The 3,533-nt window shown below is 56.5% G+C and carries 3 protein-coding genes; all 3 read right to left on the reverse strand.

Features of this window, described 5'->3' with window-relative positions; genetic code table 11:
- Positions 1 to 499: 499 nt before the first annotated feature.
- A complete protein-coding gene (locus M0974_RS07765) occupies positions 500 to 2,041 on the reverse strand; it encodes a right-handed parallel beta-helix repeat-containing protein (RefSeq protein ID WP_297834916.1) in 1,542 nt (513 codons plus the stop codon).
- Positions 2,042 to 2,064: 23 nt separating this feature from the next.
- On the reverse strand, positions 2,065 to 2,886 hold the full coding sequence (locus M0974_RS07770) for a glycosyltransferase (protein WP_297834918.1): 822 nt from the start codon (positions 2,884 to 2,886) through the stop codon (positions 2,065 to 2,067).
- A gap of 129 nt (positions 2,887 to 3,015) precedes the next feature.
- Positions 3,016 to 3,477 carry a hypothetical protein gene (locus tag M0974_RS07775; RefSeq protein ID WP_297834921.1) on the reverse strand — a complete coding sequence of 154 codons (462 nt, stop codon included), beginning with the start codon at positions 3,475 to 3,477 and terminating at the stop codon, positions 3,016 to 3,018.
- Positions 3,478 to 3,533: the final 56 nt, after the last annotated feature.

The raw sequence follows: 3,533 nt of genomic DNA on the forward strand, positions 1-3,533 counted from the left end.
GAAGGAAAAGTGCCGCAGCGATTTTCGATTCGCGAATCTTCATTGCCAAGCTCTACAGTGCAGTTGTGGCTTCTGCAATGTGACGCTTACTCAAATTATCCAAAACCTATAAACGTGATAAACATCTCAATTGCCTATACATTTTGATAGTACAGCCGTAAACCCAAACTGCAGGCTGAATATCGTGTGCATCTTGCCAACTGATTCAGTTCGAGGCAGGTTGACGCCTGCCGATTGCCACAGCCACCCCTGCCAACAAGGGGCACCAGCTCTTGGGCTAAATTGAAAATCATACCGATTCCGGCTCTCCGCGAGCCGCTTGCCCTGCTGCAGCGCGCAACTAGTCAGGCCTCGTCTGAGGCCTGACGTCTAGTGTGTGTGGATTAGCTATTTTTAGCAGGTGGGCCAACACGGCAAAAACGCTGCTCCGCCGTGTATTGCTGCCTGCTACCAAAGTTTATTGAGCGTTCTGAGGAGGGCGAGGTTCGGCGCTTGATGCCTAGCTTGCCCGAGCCGTATTTTCGATCAATGTGAAGGCATTCGGCGCTGCCTTACCGTTGATGAAGCATTTCTGTACCAACTGCACGACCTCGGCCAGCGTGGGCCGGTATGACTGGTAGCGCGCAAGCATTTGAGCGTGCGCACCGCCAGAGCTGGTTTTCGGTAAGGCCATGGCTGTCAGCCCGGCAACCCCGGTGTGAATCCCGCCATCGGCCAAGCCCAGAACCGTGTTGTCGCTTACGACACTTTTTTGAGCGAGGCTGAGTTCTACGCCGGGGATCTGCTCGGCGACAATGATGTTGTCGTGGATGGCCGTGTTGTTGGGAACGCCCTGCCAGTTGTCCGCCTTGAACACGGTTCCTGCATCGCCGCCCTGTCTACGCGGAATAATGAAAATGTTGTTGAAGATCTTGCTGCCCTCAACCGGGCCGGTTACCCGCAGCGAAGCACTGTTTGAAGGGCGTAACGCATCGTTGATGCTGACGTTGTAGCGGACGATCGTGCCACTGTTGCCAGCACCAAGATTCTTGTTGCCCTCATTGCAGATCAGCGCAAGCCCACCAATGTTGTCGTGGCTGTAGTTGTACTGGATGACCGTATTGGCACAAGCCAGATCCGAGTCGAAGGCTTCGCCGTCGGCGTGCGCCTGATGGCCGCTTACTTCGTTGTACTGGATCAGGGTGTTGTCGCTGTTGAACGGCCAAATACCGGCGGCGGCCTCACCCGATGGGAGTTCCGTGCAGTTGCTGACCGTGTTGTGTTCGATCAGAGCCCCATCGCAGCCGATCACCAGGATGCAGTCGCCCGGCACCTGCTGAATCTTGTTGCCGCGCACAATCACGTTGCGCCCCAGCCCACCCTGGCGGCTTCCGCCGGCCAGAAAATGGATGCCGTTACGTTGCGTGTTGACGACGCTGCAATTGGATATTTGCAGGCCGTCGTAATAGGTGGGGCGCTGTTTGCTGGTCGCATTGACCATGATGCCGGCGCCCGCGCCCTGTTTCTTGATCGGCGAACCGTTGACATCGTGCACGTACAAACCATCCAGCACGATGCCGTGTGCCACACCAAAATCTTCGTGGTGCACGTAGACGCCCGCGCGGTTGCCCTGAGCTTGCGTGCCCTTGTTGGATACCTGCAGATTGCGCAGCGTCCAGTACTCGACGTTATGTAGGTAGACCGAGCACTGCGCCTTGCCATAAGCGTGGATGTGCGGCAGCTCGCCACTACCGTAACTGTCTACCACGATCGGCTGGCTGGCACTGCCGGAACCTTGCGGATGGAGCTGCCCGGGGAAACTGCTGCCGCGCTTGAAGTAAATCCGGTCACCTGGTTGAAAGGTGACGCTGTTGACCTTGTTGATGCTGCGCCACGCCTGCTGCTGGCTATTGCCCGGTGCGCTGTCGTTACCGGCCTCACCGTCCAGGTAAAACGCGCGACCGCCAGTTGTCGCGGCAAACGCGCTGCGGGTGCCTATACCGAAGGATGCAGCGACGGCCAAGGCCATGCTTGAGTGACGAAGGAAATCACGCCGGTTCATTGGCTTTACTCCTGTGAAAAAACTCAGCTACGCGCACTTAGCGAATAGCGGTAAATGCCGCCATGCTTCTTCAGCATGTAGGCGAAGCCGGCCAGGTGCTTGATAGTCAGCTTCGAGAATTTGCGCGTCCTGCGCTTGTAGTCGTGGACGATCGAGATGGAGCGGCTGTAATAGTTTTTGAGGCCAAGCTTGTGTGTGCGCACGCAGAATTCGGCGTCTTCCGGACCGAAGAAAATCTGGTCGTCGTAGCCCATCAGCAGCGTGGCGATCTTCTTGGTGAAGGTCTGGTTGGCACCAAGCACGTAATCCACTTCCATCGGATCGCTGGCTTCATCGAAGCGCACGTCGGTCATCAGGTGACGCTCGAGTTCCTGGTTGACGAACTTGAGCTTGCGCGTGGCAGCAATGCGCGCCGCGATCGGCTGATAGAAGCGCGGAAAACGACGCGTGGAGTCTTGCCGGGTGCGGTCGACGTTGAGCAGCTGGAAGCCGACCACGCCTGTATCCGGATGCGCCTTGAAGAAGTTTTCGACAATCGTGCCCGGATCCGGGGTCAGAAAAATGGTGTCGTTGTCCAGCGTCATGCAGTACTCGCCGTGCGCCAGAAACAATCCACGATTGCGCGCTGGGCCGACGCCATAATTGCGATCAAGCGGGAAGTAACGGATCTGCGGGTGCTGTGCCACCAATTCGGCGCTGCCATCGGTGGAACCGTTGTCCACGACAATGACCTCGTCCTTTTCGAAATCGACTTTATCCAGCAAGGAATCCAGGCAACGCCGGAGATTCTCCAGTTCGTTCCAGGTGATGATGATGATGGACAGGCGTACCGGTCTTGCGCTCATAGACATTCCTATAGATGTTTCACGGCGTGGGCGCGGTTGTCTGGACGTGTTGAAGTTTTCCTGACGGGCGATAGTTGATTCGGTGTCGCAGAGACGGAGTACTACGTTAAGTGATCCATGCTGAACGCCCTAATGAAAGAGCACTGTTGATGGTGTGATGACCGCATTGGCCTTCACGGTGTAGTTGTCCGGAATGCGCACGGGCCCGAAGATGCATGCGCCTGTGCCAATGGTGACGTTGGAGCCGATAATCGGCGTGCCATCACCGGGCCAGCGGTTGCCAATGCAGACCCTGGCGTAAAGCGTGCAGTTGGCGCCGATTTCGGATTTGCCGTTAATGATCAGGCCGAAGGCGTGGTAGATGACCAGCCCGGGTCCGATCTTCGCCGTAGTGGGCAAATAGCATTTGAAAATGAACTCGGCGATCTTCTCGAAGACGCGCAGTGGGGAGTGAAACCATTTGCCCCGCGCGCTGGCAAACAAGCGATAGGTCAGGATCACCCAGAATGATTGATCGAGCATCCACCAGATCAGACCACGATAGCCGGGCAAGGATTTGTAGCGTTGGCAGTCTTTGCGGAAATCGCTCATCGAGTCTCCTGCGAATGGATCAGCGCGAGGTTGTCGCTTTTATGGTTATCTCCATC

It is taken from the genome of Pseudomonas sp. (assembly GCF_026224925.1).
GTDB lineage: Bacteria > Pseudomonadota > Gammaproteobacteria > Pseudomonadales > Pseudomonadaceae > Aquipseudomonas.